Origin of the sequence: Segatella copri (assembly GCF_024330485.1) — a bacterium.
GTDB classification, from domain to species: Bacteria; Bacteroidota; Bacteroidia; order Bacteroidales; family Bacteroidaceae; genus Prevotella; species Prevotella copri_L.
The window spans coordinates 1-1,071 of the sequence record NZ_JANDWX010000094.1 but is presented as its reverse complement, the minus strand read 5'-3'; the positions used below and the strand labels follow the sequence as shown (position 1 = coordinate 1,071).

The window sequence follows — 1,071 nt, the reverse complement described above, 5'->3', positions numbered from 1 at the left end:
TATTGTTTAGCGATTGTAAAGATACTCATTTTCTGTGAGTTATACAAACTTCAGAGCCTTTTTTATTCCAAAATTACGTTAAATCACGCTTGTGAATTTTCACTTGCGAAACTTTAGTAACATATATATAAAAGCTTCAGAGCGTATTCTTCTTAAGCATGATGAGAAAGAAATTATTCTTTTTATGTTTTCAGATGACTATGTTGCAAATATAAACCGACTAAATAATTTGACTTTGATATATCCAGATTATCAAATCAGAGTATTTCGTCCTCTATCTACAGACATGTCGTTTGAACTTAAGGGAATAAAAATTAAAGAAATAGTGACTTATGAGCCAGAGGATTTGATGACATTATTTGACTTGTATTATGACTATTATGCGGAATATGGTGAAGAGATAGAAAAGATAATTCATGCGTACTCAAAAAATATATTATAAAGATGTTTAAACCATTGCGTTATAATCGTTTTGTAAGTTTCAGAGTTTTATCAGAAGATCTTCTATTGCCTTTGTGGAATTTAACAACTTACTTTCTTGATCCTAAGGATATGTTACAAAAATATGTCCCGGATATGAAAGTAAATATTGAAAATCTTAATCAAGGAAGCCCAAATGAAGAATCTAATGATGAAAAATTAGATGATATTTTGAATAGTGCTTTTAGGCAATACAATAATCAGCTTATTTCTGAGATAATGAGCCCTTCTTCTTTGGAACAAGAAGCGAAAGCTTTACCATTGCTTATGGTGTTTCAAATTCCCACAAATTCTTGTTTATATTATATTGCAGATAATGATGAAAAAGATATAAAAGAGCAAGATTTCGAAATGTTAAGGAAATATATTATAAGAAAGAAGCTTGTTTCTCGTATGCTAGATAAAGCAGATTCAGAACAAGTCAAAAGAATAAAACTTCTAGATAATCCTCCATTATATAATAAAATTATAGATCCTTAATTCCGCAACACTATAGTTTAACATTATTTATAAGTGCCTGAGCAACAAAAAGTTGCCCAGGATTTTGCCATGTCAGAATTTTCACTTACCTTAGTGTTGCGAAAAGAAGAC

Annotated in this window: 1 protein-coding gene; it reads left to right on the top strand. The window is 29.7% G+C overall.

Annotated features, from left to right (window positions below):
* Positions 1-444 precede the first annotated feature (444 nt).
* On the top strand, positions 445-960 hold the full coding sequence (locus NNC77_RS16470; protein WP_254971934.1) for a hypothetical protein: 516 nt from the start codon (positions 445-447) through the stop codon (positions 958-960).
* Positions 961-1,071 lie beyond the last annotated feature (111 nt).

What these genes read in the sequence shown, in the direction of transcription:
- NNC77_RS16470 (WP_254971934.1), top strand. Translation starts at nt 445, where the DNA reads ATGTTTAAACCATTGCGTTATAATCGTTTTGTAAGTTTCAGAGTTTTA.